The sequence below is a fragment of the Halogeometricum borinquense DSM 11551 genome (assembly GCF_000172995.2).
Taxonomy (GTDB): Archaea; Halobacteriota; Halobacteria; order Halobacteriales; family Haloferacaceae; genus Halogeometricum; species Halogeometricum borinquense.
Genome location: NC_014729.1, coordinates 2,377,694 through 2,397,880, shown reverse-complemented (window position 1 = coordinate 2,397,880; position 20,187 = coordinate 2,377,694). Strand labels below are relative to the sequence as shown.

Below are 20,187 nucleotides of genomic sequence, written 5' to 3'. Positions count from 1 at the left end.
CTTTCGGACGGATCGATTTTGGGCGACTCCCGGACGGATCAGTTTCGGACGATTCCCGGACGGTTTTGTTTTGATCCAGCGCGCTCCCGTGCAAAAATCGTGTACCGTGCTGACAAAGCCAATCCAGACCGGCGACCTTTTTCTCCCGTCTCCGTGCGATTCCGAACAATGGCTTCGACTGTCCTCCTCTCGACCGACATGGCGCTGCTCCTCGTCGGCGTCGTCGCGCTGTATGCCGGGGCGGAGTTTCTGGTGCGCGCCGCCTCCCGACTCGCCATCGGCTTCGGAATCCGCGCGGCCGTCGTCGGCGTCACCGTTGTCGCCTTTGCCACGACAGCCCCCGAACTCGCAGTCGTTCTCCTCAGCGGGTTCTCTTACTCGACGAACCTCGGGTTGGGCGCTATCGTCGGCTCCAACATCGCCAATATCGGCCTCGTCCTCGGCCTCTCTGCGCTCGTTAGGCCGCTCAACGTAGACGAATCCGTCCTTATTCGGCACGTCCCCTTCATGTTCGCGGCGGCCGGACTCCTCGTTCTCCTCGGGATGGACGGTCGGATCGGGACGTTCGACGGCGTCGTCCTCCTTGCGGTACTCGCCGTCTTCACCAGCTATCTGCTCTACCGCGTCCGGGCGAGCAGACCCGATGCGATACCCGTCGAAGACGTGGACGTAGACGACGACAGTTCCGTGGGCGTACGAGACGCTGTCATCCTCCTCGCTGGTCTCGGCCTCCTTCTCCTCGGGTCGCGGTGGCTCATTCAGGGCGGCCAAGGCGTCCTCAAGGCGTACGGGTTCGGTGAACGGTTCATCGGCCTCACCGTTCTCGCATTCGGGACGTCGCTTCCGGAACTCGCTGCCAGCATCGTCAGCGCCGCCAAGGGCGAAGCGCAGTTCAGTATCGGTAACGTCGTCGGCTCGAATATCTACAACATCCTCGCCGTCATCGGCGTTCTCGCAGTTCTCGTCCCCGTCGGCGTCCCCGCCGAAACGCTCGCGCTCGATTTCCCTGCACTCGTCGTGTTTACCGTCGTCGTCGTCGCCCTGATGGCGTACGGCCGGACCGTTTCGCGCGCCGACGGCGCTGTTCTCGTCGTCGGATACCTCGGTTTCTTCTCGCTGCTCCTGTGAGCCGTCGTCCCGATTCGTCTCACTTCTGAGTCGTCCCACTCTTGATTCGTCCTATTCCTGGACCGTTCCATTCCTGAGTCGTCCTACTCCCGGCCGTGCAATCTCGGCCGACAAAAGCACAAGAGATACGCGTCATCAGCGACGTATCATCTACGATGAGTTCACGTTTTAGCCATCCTCTCACTGCCGTCGCTATCGCGGTGGTGGTGACGCTCCCGTGGGTCGCCGCGTGGGTGACAGGTGCCGCGTCGGGACTGGGCCATCTCGGAACAGTCGTCGTCAGCGGTCTGGCGGTTCTCGGCGCATCGTTCCTCCTCGCGTGGGGTGCAGAAACAGCTGAAAAAGATGTTCCCCGCGCGTTCGCGCTGGCGGTTCTCGCGGTTCTCGCAGTCGCTCCAGAATACGCCGTAGACGCCCTCTACGCGTGGCAGGCGGCAACTGACCCCTCGAAGGCGAACCTTGCAGTCGCCAACATGACCGGTGCAAACCGTATCCTCATCGGTCTGGGTTGGTCCGGTATCGCTCTGTTCTCTATCTTCAAAGCAATACGCGGGCGTGACGATACGAGCGTCGTGAACCGCGACGGCTACCTTCGTGATGCCGTCACACTCGACCCCAGCATCTCGACGGAGATTCTCTTCTTATTCATTGCGACAGTCTACGCCTTCTTCGTCCCCATCGGTGCCGGTATCGACTGGGTTGACACCGTCGTCCTCGTCGGACTGTACGTCACGTACATCGCGATCATCATCCGCGGCGACGTGGACGAACACGATGAACAGGTGGGTGTCCCGGCGTACTTCCAAGCGAAACCGAAAGTTGCCCGTTTCGCCTCTGTCCTCGGCTTGTTCGCGTACTCTGCGTTCCTCATCTTCACTGCGGTCGAGCCGTTCGCGCACGGATTGGAGGAACTCGGCCTGCAGTTCGGTATCCCCGAGTTCTTCATGATCCAGTGGATTGCCCCGCTGGCCTCGGAAAGTCCCGAACTCATCGTGACGGCCTACCTCGTGAACAAGGCGCGTTCGACGGCCGCGTTCAACGCCCTCATTTCCTCGAAACTGAATCAGTGGACGCTCCTCATCGGGACGCTAGTCGTCGTGTACAGCATCTCACTCGGACAGTACGGGAAGCTTCCGTTCGACCTCAAGCAAGAGGCCGAAATTTGGCTCACCGCGGCACAGAGCTTCTTCGCGCTGACCGTTCTCGTGAACTTCCAGATCGACGTGCGCGAGGCGGTGACACTGTTGGTTCTGTTCGTCTCGCAGGTCGTCGTTGAGTTCGCCATCATCCGGACGTTCCCCGAAGCGGTGGCCGAGAGCCATTCGATCAACCTTCTGCTGGCGTACACTGCAATCTACCTCCTCATCGGCGTTGTCCTCCTCGTCAAGCGTCGCGAGGATCTGAAGCGTCTCGCCAGTCTGACGGTCAGAAACGTCCGTGGCGAACCGACGCCCGAACCCGGCGGCGCGGACTAACCGCCTTCGACGCGTTTTAGCCCGTCGAACGGCCACTTTTTCTCGTGATTGCCGTCGTCGTCAGCCGCGCAGACAACGCATCGGTCCACATCGGAGAGCGACTGTTAGAGCTTGCAGACTGGGTCGAACAGACCGACGACTCCCGTCCGGACGAGGCGGGTGGCGGAACGTACTACCGTCACGGCGAGTTCGAACTCCGCGAGTTCGACGGGTGGCATCTCGAACTGGAACGCGTCGCAGACGCGTTCTCGGAGTCACCCGAGTTCATCGCGTTCGTCTCCCGACACTCCGGTGAGACCGGGCCTCTTCTAACCGCTCACTTCACGGGGAATTTCGGCCCCGCCGAGTACGGCGGCGACTCGGGTGCGTTCGCCCGGAGTTGCCCGAACGCACAGAAAGCCGTCGTGGAGGCGTTCGACCGCCACGCACCGGACGCGTACGACGTGGGCGTCGAGTGTACGCACCACGGTCCCACCGACCCCGGCGCGCCCGCGATGTTCGTCGAACTCGGGAGCGGTGAGGACGAGTGGGAAGACCCCGCTGGTGCTCGTGCTGTCGCTCAGTCCGTTCTCGACTTGTCGGGCGTCACCGCCGACCGAGAGCGCCACCTCGTCGGATTCGGTGGCGGCCACTACGCGCCGCGATTCGAGCGCATCGTGCGCGAGACGGACTGGGCGGTCGGACACATCGGCGCGGAGTGGCCCCTCGATGCGATGGGGTCACCCGCGGAGAACCGTGACGTGATTCGCCGCGCGTTCGAGGCTTCGGCGGCCGAGTACGCCGTTATCGAGGGAGACAGACCGGAACTAGTCGAAGTGGTTGAATCGCTCGGATACCGCGTCGTCTCGGAGACGTGGGTCACAGAGAGCGACGGTGTCTCACTAGAACGGCTGGAGACGCTCGAAGCTGATCTCTCGTCCGTCGAAGCGGGGCTTCGACTCGGTGCCGACGCTGACGCCGATGCCGGCGACAGCGACGACTACACAATCGTTTCCCTGCCGGACGACCTCCTGTCCGAGGCGGCGGGAATCGACCGTGACGCGGCGCGGACGGCGGTTCACGAGAACGCCGTCGCGTACGAGACGAGAGAAGGCGGGACGAAAGCGGCAGGCCGCGCGGCACTGACGCACGAAGACCGATACAACGAACTCGTAGACGCTCTCGCGTCGGTTCTCCGTAAGAAGTACGACGATGTACGGCACAAACAGACTGCGGTCGTCGCCACCCGAGAGTCGTTCGACGCCGCGGCGGCCGCGGAGCTAGGTGTTCCTGAAGGTCCCGCGTTCGGGAAGCTCTCGGCCGGTCAGTCTGTGACCGTTGACGGCCGTGAAGTGATGCCCGCCGACGTTCGTTCTGAGGAGACTGTCGCGTTTAAGATCTAGTTGCGTTGGTGTTTAAGATCTAATTTCCCGGATATCTCTCGCCGCTTCGGCCGAATACATGTGTGTCTGATCGTGTACTGAGGTTCCACATACCTGCTGGATCGTTAATACATACCTAAATTCCCGTGTGAGCGTCCGACACGCGTCCGACGCGAGGGGGAAAGATAATTAGGCTCCATTCGGTAAGGACGCTCATAAATGGACTCTATCGTCGACGATGCAATAGACGAGGCCGAGGAGACGGGGGATGGGAGGACCGTCGGCGGGCTCGAGAACGACAGCGAACAGATTCGAAGAAGCGGCACGATGACCGACGAGGAACTGAAAAACGTCCTGCAGGACCTCCAAACTGACATTACGGTCGTCGGCTGCGGCGGTGCGGGTGGAAACACCGTCAACCGAATGCACGAAGAGGGAATCAAGGGTGCGAAGTTGGTCGCCGCCAACACCGACGTTCAGCACCTCGTCGAGATTGACGCCGACACGAAGATTCTCATGGGCGAGCAGAAGACCCAAGGTCGGGGTGCCGGGTCGCTTCCCCAGGTAGGCGAGGAAGCCGCCCTCGAATCGCAGGAAGAGATTTACGACGCTATCGAAGGCTCCGACATGGTGTTCGTCACTGCGGGTCTCGGCGGCGGGACGGGTACCGGATCCGCGCCAGTTGTCGCCAAAGCGGCCCGCGAGTGCGGTGCGCTCACCATCGCTATCGTGACGACCCCGTTCACGGCCGAGGGCGAAGTTCGCCGTACGAACGCCGAAGCAGGTCTCGAACGACTCCGCGACGTGGCCGACACGGTCATCGTCGTCCCGAACGACAGACTCCTCGACGCGGTCGGCAAACTCCCCGTCCGGCAGGCGTTCAAGGTGTCCGACGAAGTGCTGATGCGCTCCGTGAAGGGCATCACTGAACTCATCACGAAGCCCGGTCTCGTCAACCTCGACTTCGCCGACGTGAAGACGGTCATGGAACGCGGCGGCGTCGCCATGATCGGTCTCGGCGAGTCCGACTCCGACTCGAAGGCGCAAGACTCCGTCAAGAGCGCCCTCCGGTCGCCGCTTCTCGACGTGGACATCTCCGGTGCCAACTCCGCGCTCGTGAACGTCACTGGTGGCTCGGACATGAGCATCGAGGAGGCCGAGGGCGTCGTCGAGGAGATTTACGACCGCATCGACCCCGACGCACGCATCATCTGGGGTACCTCCGTGGACGAGGAACTCGACGGCACGATGCGGACGATGATCGTCGTCACCGGCGTCGAATCGCCGCAGATCTACGGTCGGAGCGACGGCGGCGAGGGCGAACCCGCGCGACAACCCCAAGCGCCCCAGCAGGGCCAAGACATCGACTACGTCGAATAGCGCCGTCGGTTTCGATTTCTCGCTGCTCTGTCCTCGTTCGCGCCGCCATGCCAGCGTTTGCGGACGAGATCGATTTACGCTGAGCGTTGCGCCTGTGACGGTCTCTCGTGGCGCACTCTAGCCCGATTGCATCAATAGATAGAAAAAGCCCGACGTACTAGCCACGGCTAACATGGACGTCAAGTACGACCTGAACAGTTACGTGCGGGTGCTGAAAAAGGCGAGCACCCCTTCCTGGGATGAGTTCTCCCAGATCGGTCTCATCGCCGGTGCTGGCATCTTCCTTATCGGCTTCATGGGGTTCGTCATCTTCGCCCTCATGAGCTTCCTCCCCGGGGGTGTCTGAGGTGCCCATCTTCGCCGTAAAGACGACCGCGCGACAGGAGCAGACTGTCGCCGACATGATCGCAACTCGTGAAGAAGCGGAGATTCACGCCGTCCTCGCACCTGACTCGCTGACGAGTTACGTGATGGTGGAGGCGGACAACAACGCGGTCATCAACCGCGTCTTAGAGGAGATTCCGCACGCCCGTGGCCTCGTCGGCGACGGTCAAGCAACCTCTAGTATGGCCGAGGTGGAGCACTTCCTCTCGCCGACGCCGGACGTGGAAGGGATTGCAGAAGGAGACATCGTCGAACTCGTCGCCGGGCCGTTCAAAGGCGAGAAAGCACGCGTTCAGCGTATCGACGAAACGAAAGACCAGGTCACCGTCGAACTGTACGAGGCGACGGTTCCGATTCCGGTTACCGTGCGCGGAGACCAGATTCGCGTGCTGGACTCCGACGAGCGCTAAGCGCGTTCTTCGAATCAGCGAGCGGTGGGGCCGTGAACAAAATGGAGACTGCGCGCCCCCGGACCCGATTCTCTCTCGTTCTCGTCGCTCGACACGCTGAGCGCCGTTGCTGGAGAAATTACAGCGCGCCTTGTTCTTTCAGCGTCTCGACGACAGTCTGGAGGTCCGCTTCCGATTCGACGTCGCTTTTCACTCGTTCTCGTTCGCGTACGTCGGAGGAGTTCGCATCGTACGCGCGGACGAACTCGGCGCGCGAGTGTTCTTCGAACGCGTGGCGAATAGCGAAGTAGCCCTCGGGGACGATGGTGCCGCACACCTTACACTCGTGACGCTCGTGTTCCACCGTCTGGTGGATGATGGCGTCCTCCACCTCCTCGAACCGCCCATCACATCCAGCGACGCCGCACTTCCACAGGGACATACTGGCGGAGACGGTTACCGGGAACTAAACCGTTCCGCAGACCCAGCGAACCTCTCGGCGTGCTGACTCCCCCCACAATCGCTCGGAAAATAGTAATGACTAACCACGCTGCCATCTCATCGACAGACGTGACCGCCACGTCTGCGTCTCTCTCTCCGTCCACTCGCGTCGATATGCACGTGAAGATTCTGGACGAGCGCGTCGTGTCTCGGGCGAAAGCCCGCGGTATCGACGTGTTAGTGTATGCGCCGCATTTCGAACGCCTGCCCGATATTCGCGCGAAGGCAGCCGAGTTTTCCGACGACGAGTTGTTGGTCGTCCCCGCACGGGAGGTGTTCACAGGCACATGGCGGCAACGGCGGCACCTCCTCGCCATCGGTCTCACTGATCCCATCCCGGACTTCATCACGATGGAGGCGGCGTTCGCCACTTTCGCTCGGCAGGAAGCCGCCGTTCTCGTCCCTCATCCCGACTTTCTCAACGTAAGTCTCGGCCGAGAAGCGGTCCGCGCTCACGCCGACGAGATACATGCGATTGAGACGTACAACGGGAAACTGTTCGCCGGTCAGAACCGACCGGGCCGCGAGTTCTCGGCCGAGTTCGATATTCCCGGGTTCGGATCTTCGTACGCGCATCTCCGCGGCAGCATCGGTGAGGCGTGGACGGAATTCGACAGAGAAATCGAGTCGGCCGAAGACCTCGTGGCGGCCCTGCGTGAGGGCGCACCCCGGCGCGTGATGCACCGTTCGGGCATCGGCCACCGACTGCGCTCTGCGATAGAGTTCGCGCATCTCGGCTTCGAGAACTCGTGGGGAAAATTGGACCGACTGTTCCTTTCGGGGATGGAGCCGACTCATCCCGGCCATATCGCCTACGACGGCGACTTCGACGACGTACGGGAGTACTGACGCCTCCGTTTTCGTTTCCACTTCTTCGACTCGCGTCTCAACGCCCGCCAGTCACACGGCTTCTCAGCGCGTCTCCACGAGGTACAGGAGCAGGACAACGCCGCTGCCGACGATATTCGCCACTAGTCCGGCGGCCAACGTTGCCCCTGTCCACAGCAGTCGGTTCTCCACGGTGTTTTCTGTCGAGTCGTTAGACGAATAGACCGGGACCGACGGCGAACAAGAGGCTGATAAACAGTAGTTCTGGCCCACCGGGAAGGTTTGGAAACAGGGGCACAATTCCAGCGATGGGCGGAGACGTCACAGCGAGAGCGGTGTCGAAAATCAAACTGATCTCTGATATTATGTCAATAAACTAATTGTTTCTCTTTCTCGGAGACGTTCTGACGGGTTCAGAACAGACCGAGGAGCGTGGCAGCCTCCGAGAACGTCGTGTCGAGGGCGAACACGTAGTAGTGGACAGCGCCGAGAACGATGAGTTCTACCGCCGTCACGACGAACGTAACAGGATTGGCCCATTTGCTGGACGTTGCAACGCCCGTCGGCAGGTCGTACTCCTGCGAGGAGAGCGGGTAAAACAGCGCGATGCCGCGCTTCGACCCAACCATATCGAGGACGTAGTGCGTCGCCACACCCACCCAGACGTACTGGAGATTGCCGAAAATCGGGGGGAAGGCGAGGAAGATCGCCAGTACGGGGAGATTGTGGAGCGTCTTCCGGTGTTTGCCGAACGCGGTGTCCACGTCGGGGAACAACGCGCCGAGAATGACCGGCAGTGACAGTTCTACGACTCTCCTGCCCGCTTCGAGCGCGAGGGCCGACGACGACTCCGTGATAAGTGGCCCCGCTGTCGGGTCTACCGCGAGGATCAGGCCCAGTCCGAGCGCTAACAGCGCACCGTTCAGGACGTGCCCTTCTTTATTCATGGCGTGACTGTCCGAACGCGGCGAACACAAACGTTGTGCCCTGCGGAGAATCGTCTGCCATCCGTCAGACGCTCCGCGATTCGACCGCGTCCAGTACCGTCTCCAGCGCCTGCCGGGCAATCTGTTCTTTAATCTGCGTCCGGTCGCCATCGAACTCGTGCCGCTCGACCGTCGCGTACGACTCCTGCGTCCCCCACTCGCCGCGGTAGGCGAGACCGATGTACACCGTTCCGACGGGCTTTTCATCGGTTCCGCCGTCCGGCCCCGCGATACCCGTCGTCGCCACGGCCCAATCGGTTCCAGCGGTGTCGCGGACGCCGGTCGCCATCTGTCGGGCGACGGGTTCGGAGACGGCTCCATGCTCGTCCAGCGACTCCCGCGAGACGGCCAGTTCGGTCAGTTTCGCGTCGTACGAATAGGTGACGACCGAGCGGTCGAAGTAATCTGACGACCCGGGAACGTCGGTGAGAAACGACCCGATAAGGCCGCCTGTGCAGGACTCGGCCGCGGCGAGCGTCTCTCCGGACTCGCGGAGGGCGCTGCCGACGCGTGCTTCGACTGGTGGGTCCGTTGCGAACTCTCGCATAGTCGGGTCGAGGGGTGGCGACGACAAAAAGGCGGCCTGCCGGGGGCGAAAGAGCCACCACCCACCCGTCCGAGTCTCCGGACGAGATGGGCAACGACGCTTACGACGAACCCCTGTTCTTTCAGGTGATGAAGTATGCGGCGCGGGCCGACAGAGATGTCGTCGGGATGGTGTCCGGTAATCCCGACTGGGACCCGCCGGAGGCGCTGCGGGACGGTCTGCGCGAGTACGCTGACGCCGACGCAGACGAGTTCCAGTACCCGCCGAGCGAGGGTTTGCGCGAACTCCGCGAGACAATCGCCACCCGCCGGAACGTGGATTCTTCGCACATCGTCGTGACGAACGGTGCAGGCGAGGCGAACTACCTCGCCATGGCGCGAGCGCTGGAACGCGATTCGGGAAACGAGTTTCTCCTCACCGACCCGGTGTACCCGTATTATCCCGGCAAGGCGACGATGCTCGGCGGGACGGCGACGACGGTGCCAGTTTTGGAAAGCGGTGACCCCCGATGTGGCGGCGATGCGCGACGCGGCCTCATCGGAGACGGCGGCCATCCTGATCAATACGCCGAACAACCCGACCGGGGCAGTGTACGACCGCGAGACCGTCGAGGCGCTGCACGACGTCGCCGCGGAGAACGATGCTCTTCTCATTGTGGATGAAGTGTACGATCACTTCGACTTCTCTGGTGACTTCGAGAGCGCACTCACGCTCGATTCCGACCGCGTCATCGTCACTTCCGGCTATTCGAAGTCGATGGCGATAACGGGCTTCCGAATCGGGTATGCGGTCTTCCCCGAGGAACTGGTCCCCGCCGCGAAGACGCGACATATGCTGGTGAACGTCGCCACGAACCGCCCCGGACAAGCGGCCGTCCTCCGTGCGCTCGAAGAGACACCGGCGGAGTACTACGAAGGGACGCGCGAGATGCTTCGAGACCGAATCACCTCGTTCACTGACGCCCTCGACGCTGCTGGGGCCGACTACACCACCCCCAGAGGAGCGTTCTACGTGCTGGCACGCTTCGACGACTTCCCCGGCACGCTGTCGAACGTCGAGCAGTTGATCGACGAGGCGGGCGTCGCGGGGATGCCCGGCGAGGGGTTCGGCGAGGCGTACGACGATTGGATCCGCTTTGCGCTGGTGACGCCGCGGGCCGACGAGGCGGCGGCGCGCCTTGCGGACTACTTTGGCTGAGTGGGAGGTATGCCGCGGCACTTGCCGTCCGCGTCCGGCGACCGACGAGTACACAAGTCGTGACTACGTGCGTCCCGCTATGGCGAATATCGACGTCGAACCCGTTGACCGCGTCGAAGACGACGAGGAAGACGCACACGACGGCCACGGCGCGCCCGACGACTCGACGGAACTCTCGGTTGACGTGGAGGCGCGGACGACCGACGAGACGGACCTCCCCGACCGGGTTGACGCGCCGGAATACGTTCTCTACGGCGGGAAAGGTGGCGTCGGCAAGACGACGATGGCGGCTGCGACGGCGCTCTCGTCGGCGGCTACCGGGACAGCAACGCTCGTCGTCTCGACGGACCCTGCACACTCACTGTCGGATACGCTCGGTGTCGAGGTGCCCGCAGACCCCTCCCGCGTCCGCGAGGACATCCCTCTCTACGCCGCTGAAATTGACCCCGACGAGGTCATCGAAGGTCCGTTCGCTTCCGACGAGGGAACTGGCGGCTTCGACGCCGTCGACCTAGACGCCGACGACAACCCCTTCGAGGACGACACAGACGACGGATTCGGCGATGAGACGGCTACCGATAACCCGTTCGGCGGTCAGAATGGACAGAATCCGTTCGGGATGGATATGGGCGGGATGGAAGACGTTCTCGGCGATATGATGGGTCCGGGTTCGATGCCCGGTGCTGACGAGGCGGCGGCGATGCAGCAACTCGTCGCATACCTCGACGACCCGCGATTCGACCGCGTCGTCGTCGATACCGCGCCGACGGGCCACACGCTCCGTCTGTTGGAACTGCCGGAACTGATGGACTCGATGCTCGGCCGCATCGCCCGCATGCGACAGAAGTTCTCCGGGATGATGGACAACATCAAGGGGATGTTCGGTGCGGGGAACCCCAATCAGGCGGGCATGGGCGACTTAGACGAGTTACGCGAGCGGATCGAGCGACTGCGCGCGGTCCTCCGTGACCCCCAGCAGACCGATTTCCGCGTCGTCATGATCCCCGAGGAGATGAGCGTAGTCGAATCGAAGCGTCTCATCGACCGACTGGACGGCTACGGGATTCCGGTGCAGACGCTCGTCGTCAACCGCGTCATGGAGAATCTCGCGGACGTGACGACGACGCCGGTAGATTCCGAGTGGGTCGTCTCGCCGAACCTCGACGAATGTGAGTTCTGTCAGCGTCGGTGGACGGTCCAGCAGAACGCGCTCCAGCGTGCAACTGACCTGTTCCGCGGCCGAAACGTCAAGCGCGTTCCCCTCCTCGCAGACGAAGTGAGCGGCGAAGATGCACTGCGCGTCGTTGCGGCCTGTCTGGCCTGAGCGCTCGTCCGTCAGTTCGACCGAGAACGTCCGTCAGGCAAGCTTTCTGAGGTAGGAGTACGCCGTATCGACCCACGAGTTCGGAAGGACCCGCGCCAATGCGGCGATTCGCGCAGGAGTACCGGGATAATATCGAGCGCGTGGTTTCGTAGACGACGCGGCATCCACGATGTCTTCTGCGACGCGTTCGGGCGAGATAGCCGCGGGACCGCCACCGCCGAGCAGTTGCGTGTCCGAGAGCAGTTCGTAGAACGACTCGTACGCGCCGGAGCGTTCGACGCCGGGCAACTCCTCGCTTCCTTCGACTTCCGCCTCGACGCGCTCTGTGAAGTTCGTCGCAACTGGACCGGGTTCGACGAGGACAGCATCGACACCGTACTCCGAAACTTCGTTGCGAAGTGCGTCGGTCATCGCGCCGAGCGCGAACTTCGATCCCGAGTAGACGCCGCCGCCGGGGAACGAAATCTGTCCGGCGACGCTTGAGACATTTACGATGGTTCCGTCGCCCTGTCGTCGCATGTGGGGTAAGGCCGCACGAATCAGTCGATGCGGACCGTAAACGTTCACGTCGAACTGGCGGTGGACCTGTTCGGTCGGGACATCTTCGAGGGGTCCGAACTGCCCGTAGCCCGCGTTGTTGACGACGCAGGTGAGGTGTCCTTCTTCTTCGATGATTCGGTCGATAACCCGTTCAACGTCGTCGCCGTCGGTCACGTCGAGCGTCGCCAACTCACAGCCCTTCTCGCCCAGTGTCTCGATGTCTGCCGGGTTGCGGGCCGTCGCGTAGACGCGCCAGTCTTCCTCCAAGAACGCCAACGCGGTGGCGCGACCGATACCGGACGAACAGCCAGTGATAAGGACCGTCTTCGGATGCACGCTCTCGCTGTCTCTCCGCGGCGAGTTAATTGTAGGCGATTCGTCGATAGCACGAATCGTCGATTCAGAGCCCGACGAGTGGCACTCAGAGAGCGACTACCGGTACTCGGCTTTCACGTCGTCGGCGTACGCGTCGGCCTGTCTGGTCGGTTCGGGGAGTTTGTACCCGCCGCAGAGTTGCGAGACGAGCGTCGTCGCCGTCGGCACGGAGACGCGATGGCCGGGACTGACGTACAGCGGATTGATGATCGGCTCTGTGTCGTACTGCCGTGATTGGAAGGCGTGGCCGATGGGGTCTCCAGAATCCGCGTTCTCTACGGAGTCGTCAGCCAAAATCTCGGCTCGCCAGCCCTCGGGTCGTCCGTCCACATCTTCGGTCGGATGTCCGCAGAGAAGGCTCTTTGCGACGCCGACGCTCGGTTTGTCGAAGACGACGCCGAGGTGGGTGGCAAGCCCCGCCTGTCGGAAGTGGATGCGCCCGCTTCCGTCGAAGACGAGGAGGTCCGGGTCACAGGAGAGTTTCTCGAACGCGGCAACGATGGGACCACCCTCGCGGAACGACAGCAGACCCGGGATGTACGGGATTTCCAGGTCGGTGACGGCGTGGACGCGTTCGACAACGGTGTCACCGCGCGCGACGACGATAGCGCTCACGCCTCGGTCGTCGAGAAACGCTTGATCCACGCCAGCGACGAGTGGCCGGTCACCCGAAAGCGACGCCTCGCCGTCGAGTGAGACCTCCTGTGCGTCGAAGTCGAACGCGTCGCTCCAGTCGGCCGCGTCGGCAACGTCGTATTGGAGAGCCTCCATCTCGTCGCGCGAGAGCGCGGGATCAGGGAGGAACTCGGGGCGAACTGGGTCCATCGGTTAGAAACGACGGCCCGGGCCGCCGCCACCGCGGCCGCCGAAAGACAGTTTGCTCGGCACGCGCTGACGGCCTTTCACTCGTTGACCGTACGCGAGACCGATGATGAGACCGATGAGGTGAGCGAAGTGAGCGACTTCACCCTGCCCGACACTCGCTGCCGCGCCGGGTTGCAGGAAGAACACAATCGATAGCCCGGCGAACCCAAGCGTAAACAGCCACAGCGGGATCGGGATGAGGAAGTACAGGTATATCTTCAGGTTGGGGTTGAGGACCGTGAGAACGCCGAGGATAGCGAATATCGCGCCGGATGCGCCGAGGACGCCAGTACGGACACCCGGTTCGAGAAGCATCCCGACGCCGACATGGGACAGTCCGGCGAGCATCCCGCTCCCGAGGAACAGGAGGGTGAACTTTCGAGAGCCGATATAGCGTTCCACGAGTGGCCCGAAGAAGTACAGCACGATGCTGTTGCCAACGATGTGGAAGAAACTGAAGCGACTGTGTGCGAAGATAGACGTGACCCACGTCCAGACGTAGAACGGATCATCGGAGGTAAGCGCGAAGATCGAGTAGAACGCCTGATTACCCAGCGTGAGCGTCACAATCCACTCCAACGCGAACGTCACCCACATCAGGCCGAGGAAGGTGAACGCCATGTTGCCGCGGAAGTAGCCCAACACGCCACCGGTTCCGGTGAGTCGATCCATGATTCCCTCGGAACTGGCGGTGTTGTTCACCGAGTCGTCGAACCCGCTGTCGAACACGCCGGAGGGATCGTTCCACTCGGAGAGGCCGGGACAGTTGTGGTTCTCCGGCAGTCGGTGCTCCGCGCAGAACGTCTGCCCGCACCGTCGGCACTGGTAGGGCATGTTCTCGTGCTTCCCGCACTCGTCGCACGTAGCCATTGTGCAGGGCTAGTCGCGGCGGACTAAAAGGGGTTCCCCTCTTGCGCACGTTATTTGCACGCGTGGAGAACGGCTTACCGTCGTCCCGTGCGACGGTTTTGCCTTGTTCGGCGGGTTAGACGCTGTCCGAATCGTCCGCTTCGTCCATGTCCGCCCCGTCGTCGGCGTCGTCCGGACGATAGTTGCGCGGAACGACCGTCGCGTGAGCCATACCGAACGTCGATTGCTTTGCTGCCATGCGTACTCATTGCTTGCCGCTTGATCGACTAATAATTACCCATGCGCATAATGTATCTGGCTAACCGCTCGGATAACTCCGGCGTATTGTTCTGTCGAGCCAACGGGTTCGATCCTCGCTCGGCCGCGTCGCCCGCTGTTATCGTCTCGTCTGCAAGTCTTCACCGCTTGACCGCGCGAGGTCGTGCGGTCGGACGAATAATCAGTTGCAGACGCTACGATAGTGCGGATGCTATGAAAAAACGAGATGAACCGGGTGGATTACGCGAAGTTTTCGTCGTAGAGGTCCATCGCGTGTTCGATGGCGTCCTTGGCGGCGTCCGCGCCTTCCCAACCGAGGGTTTCGACTTCTTTGCCCGCTTCGAGGTTCTTGTAGGTCTCGAAGAACTCCGCAATTTCGTCTTTCTGCTGGTCCGTGAGGTCGTCTACGTCCTGTACGTGGTCGTAGCGTGGGTCCTCAGTGGGGACAGCGATGACCTTGTCGTCCTTCTCGCCGTCGTCGTCCATGCCCATCAGGGCAACCGGGCGGGCCTCGATGACGCATCCGGGGAACGTCTGGTCTTCGACGAGGACGAGGATGTCGAAGGGGTCTTCGTCGTCGTAGTACGTCTGCGGCATGAATCCGTAGTCGGAGGGGTAGTGAACATTGGAGTGAAGGACGCGGTCGAGGACGACGCCGGGGATGTCCTTGTCGTACTCGTACTTGTTCCGCTCGCCCTTCAGGCACTCGACGACAGCGTAGACGACGTCAGGTGCGTCGGGACCGGTCTCCATGTCTTCCCAGAGATTCGTCATACGTCTTGCCCCTCGTACAACGCAGAAAAAGTCCTTTCGCATCCCGAGTAGTTGTCTGACACGGATAATTCGGGTCGAAACCTCTCAGCATTCATTGAAAATTCACTTGAAACCCCGGGAATATTATCTAGGGAGCCTTGTAGGCTTATCGCTGCGGCGTGTAGTTGATCTCACATACGGTTGCTAATAGCCAGTAGAGGCCGATCCAGCTGATCATGTCACTAAAATCATCTCCCCATAATCTCACTGTAATCACAGAAACAAAGCGTCAGTTGAGAAGGGTTAAATAGCTAGGTGACATTTCTACGACTATGTCAGAGGCACAAACAGTCAACGATTCGGGCCTGGCACGTGATCTGACCGCGTTCCAGCAGAATATCCTCGTCATCCTGGCCGAGGAACCAATGTACGGACTCGCAATCAAGCGCAACCTTGAGGACTACTACCAGACGGAGGTCAACCACGGCCGTCTGTACCCCAACCTCGACGACCTCGTCGAGATGGACCTCGTCGAAAAGAGCGAACTCGACAAGCGGACGAATCAGTACGAGCTGACCGAGAAGGGCCACGATGCCGTTCTCAACCGCTTCGCGTGGATGCTCAGCAAGTTCGTCACCGACGAGACGCGCGCGGACGAAGTGCGCGAACTCATCGACGGCAACCTGTAAACGACAAAGGGAGAGTTCGTTAGAACTCGGGCACGTCCGCGTCGGCAACCTCGAACACGCGTTCGACGCTCTCGCGGACAACGGATTCCTGTTTTTTTGACGGCCATGCGTTACGTGGATAGTACTCTGTGAGAAACTCCTGTATCTCGTCGCGCGAGGCGGTATCGGCGCGACGGACGTAGTGGTTTCCCATGAAGTCCGCAAAAATGCGCGCGTTTGCGGCGTGCGCGGTCCCGTATTCGGCTTCGACGGCGGCGACGAGTTCGCTGTTGTGGTTCTCGACCGCGTCCCAGTCGCCGTCCACGTCGGCCCCAGTCAACGAAATCTCGTACGCTCTGTCGGTGTCATCGATCCGTTCGACGCGGACGGTGCCGTCATCCATCCACTCGTCGGGATGTAACACCAACGTCTCGTCCTCCTCGCGGATGCGCGAGGTAAACTCGTGTTCGCCGAGTAGCTCTCCGCGGCGGTCGCGGTACGCCGTCGCCTCGTTCTCGTCCACCGCGTCGCGGGCGAGTCGAGTCAGGCGTTCGGCCGCGTCTACGACTGTTTCGGGCAGTTCGCCGGCCTCGCCGTCAGTCGGCTCACTGCAATCTCTCTCGTCAGCGTTCGTCTTCCCGACGTTTGTCTCCTCGTCCCCTGTCGTCTGGTCAGGCATTGTCGAGGGCCTCGTTCGCTAGAGAGTCGGCTCGGTCGTTTATCTCTCGCGGAACGTGTTCGAGCGACCACCGGTCGAATCGCTCCAGCAGTTCGCGGACCCGGACGCGGCGTTCGCGCAGTTCCGGATTGTTCGTGTCGTACTCGCCGTGGACCTGTTTGACGATGAGTTCGGAGTCGCCGCGCACGTCCACCTCGTCGAACCCGTACTCGTCTGCGGCCTCCAACGCGCGGATGAGCGCTTCGTACTCCGCGCGGTTGTTCGTCGTCTCGCCGATCGTCTCCGAACCCTCTCCTACGATTCCCTCGGAGTTAACGATGGCCCACCCGATGGCCGCAGGACCGGGGTTTCCGCGACTTGCGCCGTCGAAATAGACGTGCGCTCGGCCGCTGTGGTCTCTAAGCAGGGCGAGTAAGTCCGTCGGGCGTGATCCTTGGACGACCACCTTGTCGTCGTACGCGACGGCGTTCGCTTCGCCGTGAGACGCGCGCCAGCGTTCGTACTCGGTGTGTCCATCTTCGACGGAGACGCCCGCCTCAGATAGCTGTTGTCGGGCCTCCTCTGGGTCGCAGTCTACGGTCGGCATACGTTTCGATTCGGAGGGGAGCGTAAATCCGGTTCGTTCTTCCGCTTTCTCCTCTCGATGTCCGGGAATTCGGCCAAGGGTTTAAGTCCAACGCGATAGCGAATATAAAAATGCGATGACACGGCCTACTCGCCAGCGGGAGCGAGACAGTGATAGAACACGGTGGCAGGGCGAACGCGAAGAGGATGCTGCCGAGGACGAGGACGATATTGACATCGAGGACATGGACGAGGAGGATCTCGTCCGGACCGGGGATGGTGAGCTAATTCACGAACCGACCGGCATCGTCGTCGAAGAAGAACAGATCGACCCCGGTCCGGAGTGGCGCGCGTTCAATCACTCCGAACGGCAGTCGAAGTCCCGCGTCGGCGCGCCGACGACGCAGACGATGCACGACAAGGGATTGACGACGACAATCGACTGGAAGGACAAAGACGCCTACGGTCGGTCCATCTCCTCGCGGAAGCGCTCGCAGATGCACCGCCTCCGTAAGTGGCAAGAGCGAATCCGGACGAAGGACGCCGGTGAGCGTAACCTCCAGTTTGCACTTTCCGAAATCGACCGTATGGCCTCCGCGCTCGGCGTACCGCGCTCCGTCCGCGAAGTCGCCTCGGTCATCTATCGTCGCGCACTGAACGAAGACCTCATCCGCGGCCGGTCTATCGAAGGTGTTGCCACCTCCGCGCTCTACGCCGCCTGTCGGAAGGAAGGAATCCCCCGTTCACTCGAAGAGATTTCCGACGTTTCGCGCGTCGAACGGAAAGAAATCGGTCGGACGTATCGCTACATCTCCCAAGAACTCGGCTTGGAGATGAAGCCGGTTGACCCGAAAAAGTACGTCCCACGATTCTCCTCGGAACTCGACCTCTCGAAAGAGGTGCAGTCGAAAGCAAACGAGATTATCGAGACGACGGCCGAAAAAGGCCTTCTCTCGGGTAAATCACCGACGGGATACGCCGCCGCCGCCATCTACGCCGCCTCACTGCTCTGTAACGAGAAAAAGACACAGCGCGAAGTTGCCGACGTAGCACAGGTGACGGAAGTCACCATCCGAAATCGGTACCAAGAACAGATCGAAGCGATGGGTATCCACGGCTAACCTCGTTCGTTTCCCGTCTCTTCGCGCTTGCACCGTTTCTCTGCGTTTGCTCCATCTCTCTGCGTTTGCTCCATCTCTCTGCGTTTGTTCCGTCTCTTCGCGCTTGCACCGTTTCTCTGCGTTTGCTCCATCTCTCTGCGTTTGTTCCGTCCCTTCGCGCTCTCTCATTTGCCTCCGTTTCGCCGTCCCTCCGACAGTGACTTCCCCGTCGTTTGATTCCCCCGCGACAGGTTCAAGCGACTCGCACGGCTACACCGTGTGAGTAGATGCGCCTCGACGAGTACATGGACATCGCGGCGGAGTCCGAACGCGCAAAACGCCGTCGCCTCGCCCAAGAGAAGTCCTACGACATCCTCGAACACTTAGAGGACTTCCAGAACCGGTTCGAGGAGACGGTGCAAGGCGACTCGCTGTTCGGAAGCGTCTCCCCCTCTATCTTCGTCGGTCAGTCGAACTATCCGAACGTCTCGACCGGTATTCTCTCTCCCGTCGGTCACGAGGACGACGCTGCGAAGTTCGAGACATCGGCCGGGTGGTACGACGAAGGCGTCTCCATCAACGACGTGTTCCAACGGCGCACGAGTCTGTTGAACTCTAATCGTCCAACAGAGGTGCAGAACGTGAACGACGCGTGGGACGGCTTCCTCGGCGTCCAGCGGGAAGTCGCCATCGCGGACCGGCCGGTGAGCGTCGAAATCGGTCTCGATAGCCGACCGGACATCGACTTCGACGTGAGTCTCGACGATGTTGCAACGCCGGTCGGCCCTCGCGCCCGCGCCCAGTCGGCCGATTTAGCCGAGAATCCGCACGTCCCTCGTCCCGTCCAGAAGACGCTGGAAGACGACGACTGGAACGCACAGGGCGCAATGAACTATCTCTACCGCCGCGGGTTCGACGTGTACGACATCAACACAATCCTCTCGGCGGGCGCACTCGGGCAGGGCGACAACCGCCGTCTGGTTCCGACGCGATGGTCGATTACCGCCGTAGACGATACCGTTGGCCAGTTCCTCCGCGGGCGCATTCAGACGAATCCGAGTATCAACACCGTCGAGATTCACCGCAACGAGTTCCTCGGTAACGCCTTCTGGGTGATTCTCGCGCCGGGCAACTGGGAGTTCGAGTTAGTCGAGATGAAAGCGCCGGGGAGCGTCTGGAACCCCGACCCCGAAGCGGGGATGTGGTTGTCGTCCGACAGCGAAGGATTCGAGGGGCGGACGGGATACGTCGAGGAGACCGCAGGGGCGTATCACGCTTCCCGACTCGGCGTGTTGGAGTATCTCGACCAGCAGGGCAGACAAGCGAAGGCACTCATCCTTCGCCACGTCTCCGACGACTACTGGGGTCCGGCGGGCGTCTGGCAAGTCCGCGAGTCGGTCAGAAACGCTTTCGACGGGGAGCGCGCCGAGGCGGAGACGTTTGCCGCCGCGGTCCGACAGGTGACGGAGTATCTCCCCGTCTCGCTCGGTGACCTCCGCCGGAAATCGACGATGGCATCCGGACTCCAGATGAACCTCCGCGACTTCTCGTAACGAGACTCGTTTGTCACCGCGCCGTCGTAGCGCTCCCGATCTGCACGTATTTATAATGACGTTGGTGTACCATGGTACGTCCCTATACGATACCGTTTCGTGAATCTATCTGGAATGGATGGGAATAGCGAGCAATTCAGATTACTGTCGCAACGCCGCCGTCTCGTCGTTCTCTCGGTGTTGAGAGAACGCGACGAGCCAACCACGCTGGACGAACTCGCAACCGAGGTCGGCGTCCGCGAGTTGGACGTTCCGCGGGAGGAACTCACAGACGAACAGCGAAACCGGATCCTGTTCTCGTTTCATCACGTTCATATCCCAAAACTGATCGACGCCGATTTAGTCGAGTACGCCTCGAGTGACGAAGAAAGCGTCCGGCTTACTGACGAGATGGAGAGCGTCGAACGAATTCTCGACATCGTTTTTGACGACTGATTGCACTGTCACGACGAATCGGCTGTCA

21 protein-coding genes and 1 pseudogene are annotated in these 20,187 nt (G+C 61.5%); 13 read left to right on the top strand and 9 right to left on the bottom strand.

What is annotated here, in order from left to right:
* The first annotated feature begins 168 nt into the window (after window positions 1–168).
* From HBOR_RS12085 to HBOR_RS12060, 6 genes are all read left to right on the top strand, one after another.
* Complete coding sequence (locus tag HBOR_RS12085; RefSeq protein WP_006056482.1) at window positions 169–1,128, top strand: calcium/sodium antiporter; 960 nt, start codon at window positions 169–171, stop codon at window positions 1,126–1,128.
* 155 nt (window positions 1,129–1,283) lie between these two features.
* Window positions 1,284–2,603: a sodium:calcium antiporter gene (locus HBOR_RS12080; protein WP_013440669.1), complete on the top strand. Its 1,320-nt coding sequence runs from the start codon at window positions 1,284–1,286 to the stop codon at window positions 2,601–2,603.
* Between the two features lie 44 nt (window positions 2,604–2,647).
* Window positions 2,648–3,985, top strand: a complete 1,338-nt coding sequence (locus HBOR_RS12075; protein WP_006056484.1) for a D-aminoacyl-tRNA deacylase — start codon at window positions 2,648–2,650, stop codon at window positions 3,983–3,985.
* A 198-nt stretch (window positions 3,986–4,183) separates the two neighbouring features.
* On the top strand, window positions 4,184–5,344 hold the full coding sequence (gene ftsZ / locus HBOR_RS12070; RefSeq protein ID WP_006056485.1) for a cell division protein FtsZ: 1,161 nt from the start codon (window positions 4,184–4,186) through the stop codon (window positions 5,342–5,344).
* 172 nt (window positions 5,345–5,516) lie between these two features.
* On the top strand, window positions 5,517–5,690 hold the full coding sequence (locus tag HBOR_RS12065; protein WP_006056486.1) for a protein translocase SEC61 complex subunit gamma: 174 nt from the start codon (window positions 5,517–5,519) through the stop codon (window positions 5,688–5,690).
* Between the two features lies 1 nt (window position 5,691).
* A complete protein-coding gene (locus tag HBOR_RS12060; RefSeq protein ID WP_006056487.1) occupies window positions 5,692–6,138 on the top strand; it encodes a transcription elongation factor Spt5 in 447 nt (148 codons plus the stop codon).
* 118 nt (window positions 6,139–6,256) lie between these two features.
* On the opposite strand, the gene HBOR_RS12055 is transcribed toward HBOR_RS12060, so the two are convergent.
* Window positions 6,257–6,559, bottom strand: coding sequence for a DUF7565 family protein (locus tag HBOR_RS12055; protein WP_006056488.1), 303 nt, complete (start codon window positions 6,557–6,559; stop codon window positions 6,257–6,259).
* A 173-nt stretch (window positions 6,560–6,732) separates the two neighbouring features.
* Between HBOR_RS12055 and HBOR_RS12050 the strand changes: the two genes are divergently transcribed.
* On the top strand, window positions 6,733–7,467 hold the full coding sequence (locus tag HBOR_RS12050) for a PHP-associated domain-containing protein (protein WP_049890605.1): 735 nt from the start codon (window positions 6,733–6,735) through the stop codon (window positions 7,465–7,467).
* A 392-nt stretch (window positions 7,468–7,859) separates the two neighbouring features.
* On the opposite strand, the gene HBOR_RS12045 is transcribed toward HBOR_RS12050, so the two are convergent.
* Together HBOR_RS12045 and HBOR_RS12040 are read right to left on the bottom strand one after the other, a co-directional pair.
* The gene (locus HBOR_RS12045; protein ID WP_006056491.1) at window positions 7,860–8,393 is read right to left on the bottom strand and encodes a metal-dependent hydrolase; all 534 of its coding nucleotides are present in this window, start codon (window positions 8,391–8,393) and stop codon (window positions 7,860–7,862) included.
* A 64-nt stretch (window positions 8,394–8,457) separates the two neighbouring features.
* Window positions 8,458–8,979, bottom strand: a complete 522-nt coding sequence (locus HBOR_RS12040) for a CinA family protein (protein ID WP_006056492.1) — start codon at window positions 8,977–8,979, stop codon at window positions 8,458–8,460.
* Between the two features lie 86 nt (window positions 8,980–9,065).
* On the opposite strand from HBOR_RS12040, the pseudogene HBOR_RS12035 reads away from it, so the two are divergent.
* Together HBOR_RS12035 and HBOR_RS12030 are read left to right on the top strand one after the other, a co-directional pair.
* Window positions 9,066–10,176: pseudogene (locus tag HBOR_RS12035) on the top strand (pyridoxal phosphate-dependent aminotransferase).
* 79 nt (window positions 10,177–10,255) lie between these two features.
* Window positions 10,256–11,500, top strand: a complete 1,245-nt coding sequence (locus HBOR_RS12030; RefSeq protein WP_006056494.1) for an ArsA family ATPase — start codon at window positions 10,256–10,258, stop codon at window positions 11,498–11,500.
* A gap of 33 nt (window positions 11,501–11,533) precedes the next feature.
* On the opposite strand, the gene HBOR_RS12025 is transcribed toward HBOR_RS12030, so the two are convergent.
* The 4 genes from HBOR_RS12025 to HBOR_RS12010 form a co-directional block, all read right to left on the bottom strand.
* A complete protein-coding gene (locus tag HBOR_RS12025) occupies window positions 11,534–12,376 on the bottom strand; it encodes an SDR family oxidoreductase (protein WP_006056495.1) in 843 nt (280 codons plus the stop codon).
* Window positions 12,377–12,472: 96 nt separating this feature from the next.
* A complete protein-coding gene (locus tag HBOR_RS12020) occupies window positions 12,473–13,240 on the bottom strand; it encodes an endonuclease V (RefSeq protein WP_006056496.1) in 768 nt (255 codons plus the stop codon).
* A gap of 3 nt (window positions 13,241–13,243) precedes the next feature.
* Window positions 13,244–14,149, bottom strand: coding sequence for a rhomboid family intramembrane serine protease (locus HBOR_RS12015; RefSeq protein WP_006056497.1), 906 nt, complete (start codon window positions 14,147–14,149; stop codon window positions 13,244–13,246).
* Between the two features lie 498 nt (window positions 14,150–14,647).
* Window positions 14,648–15,181, bottom strand: coding sequence for an inorganic diphosphatase (locus HBOR_RS12010; protein WP_006056499.1), 534 nt, complete (start codon window positions 15,179–15,181; stop codon window positions 14,648–14,650).
* Window positions 15,182–15,492: 311 nt separating this feature from the next.
* Here HBOR_RS12010 and HBOR_RS12005 point away from each other — a divergent pair, with 311 nt between their 5' ends.
* Entirely contained in the window at window positions 15,493–15,849 is a 357-nt protein-coding gene (locus tag HBOR_RS12005) for a PadR family transcriptional regulator (protein ID WP_006056500.1), read from the top strand.
* Window positions 15,850–15,868: 19 nt separating this feature from the next.
* On the opposite strand, the gene HBOR_RS12000 is transcribed toward HBOR_RS12005, so the two are convergent.
* Window positions 15,869–16,507, bottom strand: a complete 639-nt coding sequence (locus HBOR_RS12000; RefSeq protein ID WP_006056501.1) for a DUF7108 domain-containing protein — start codon at window positions 16,505–16,507, stop codon at window positions 15,869–15,871.
* On the bottom strand, window positions 16,500–17,093 hold the full coding sequence (gene rnhA, locus HBOR_RS11995) for a ribonuclease HI (protein WP_006056502.1): 594 nt from the start codon (window positions 17,091–17,093) through the stop codon (window positions 16,500–16,502). Before rnhA ends, HBOR_RS12000 begins: the two co-directional genes overlap by 8 nt.
* Before the next feature lie 115 nt (window positions 17,094–17,208).
* Between rnhA and HBOR_RS11990 the strand changes: the two genes are divergently transcribed.
* The 3 genes from HBOR_RS11990 (at window position 17,209) to HBOR_RS11980 (ending at window position 20,159) form a co-directional block, all read left to right on the top strand.
* Window positions 17,209–18,192 carry a transcription initiation factor IIB gene (locus HBOR_RS11990; RefSeq protein ID WP_006056503.1) on the top strand — a complete coding sequence of 328 codons (984 nt, stop codon included), beginning with the start codon at window positions 17,209–17,211 and terminating at the stop codon, window positions 18,190–18,192.
* A 266-nt stretch (window positions 18,193–18,458) separates the two neighbouring features.
* Window positions 18,459–19,724, top strand: a complete 1,266-nt coding sequence (gene nreA / locus HBOR_RS11985) for a DNA repair protein NreA (RefSeq protein WP_006056504.1) — start codon at window positions 18,459–18,461, stop codon at window positions 19,722–19,724.
* 114 nt (window positions 19,725–19,838) lie between these two features.
* Window positions 19,839–20,159, top strand: a complete 321-nt coding sequence (locus HBOR_RS11980) for a DUF7344 domain-containing protein (protein WP_006056505.1) — start codon at window positions 19,839–19,841, stop codon at window positions 20,157–20,159.
* Window positions 20,160–20,187 lie beyond the last annotated feature (28 nt).

Coding starts and splice junctions, on each gene's coding strand:
- HBOR_RS12085 (WP_006056482.1), top strand. CDS start 169: ATGGCTTCGACTGTCCTCCTCTCGACCGACATGGCGCTGCTCCTCGTC.
- HBOR_RS12080 (WP_013440669.1), top strand. CDS start 1,284: ATGAGTTCACGTTTTAGCCATCCTCTCACTGCCGTCGCTATCGCGGTG.
- ftsZ (WP_006056485.1), top strand. CDS start 4,184: ATGGACTCTATCGTCGACGATGCAATAGACGAGGCCGAGGAGACGGGG.
- HBOR_RS12065 (WP_006056486.1), top strand. CDS start 5,517: ATGGACGTCAAGTACGACCTGAACAGTTACGTGCGGGTGCTGAAAAAG.
- HBOR_RS12055 (WP_006056488.1), bottom strand. CDS start 6,559: ATGTCCCTGTGGAAGTGCGGCGTCGCTGGATGTGATGGGCGGTTCGAG.
- HBOR_RS12050 (WP_049890605.1), top strand. CDS start 6,733: ATGCACGTGAAGATTCTGGACGAGCGCGTCGTGTCTCGGGCGAAAGCC.
- HBOR_RS12045 (WP_006056491.1), bottom strand. CDS start 8,393: ATGAATAAAGAAGGGCACGTCCTGAACGGTGCGCTGTTAGCGCTCGGA.
- HBOR_RS12040 (WP_006056492.1), bottom strand. CDS start 8,979: ATGCGAGAGTTCGCAACGGACCCACCAGTCGAAGCACGCGTCGGCAGC.
- HBOR_RS12030 (WP_006056494.1), top strand. CDS start 10,256: ATGGCGAATATCGACGTCGAACCCGTTGACCGCGTCGAAGACGACGAG.
- HBOR_RS12020 (WP_006056496.1), bottom strand. CDS start 13,240: ATGGACCCAGTTCGCCCCGAGTTCCTCCCTGATCCCGCGCTCTCGCGC.
- HBOR_RS12015 (WP_006056497.1), bottom strand. CDS start 14,149: ATGGCTACGTGCGACGAGTGCGGGAAGCACGAGAACATGCCCTACCAG.
- HBOR_RS12010 (WP_006056499.1), bottom strand. CDS start 15,181: ATGACGAATCTCTGGGAAGACATGGAGACCGGTCCCGACGCACCTGAC.
- HBOR_RS12005 (WP_006056500.1), top strand. CDS start 15,493: ATGTCAGAGGCACAAACAGTCAACGATTCGGGCCTGGCACGTGATCTG.
- HBOR_RS12000 (WP_006056501.1), bottom strand. CDS start 16,507: ATGCCTGACCAGACGACAGGGGACGAGGAGACAAACGTCGGGAAGACG.
- rnhA (WP_006056502.1), bottom strand. CDS start 17,093: ATGCCGACCGTAGACTGCGACCCAGAGGAGGCCCGACAACAGCTATCT.
- HBOR_RS11990 (WP_006056503.1), top strand. CDS start 17,209: ATGACACGGCCTACTCGCCAGCGGGAGCGAGACAGTGATAGAACACGG.
- nreA (WP_006056504.1), top strand. CDS start 18,459: ATGCGCCTCGACGAGTACATGGACATCGCGGCGGAGTCCGAACGCGCA.
- HBOR_RS11980 (WP_006056505.1), top strand. CDS start 19,839: ATGGATGGGAATAGCGAGCAATTCAGATTACTGTCGCAACGCCGCCGT.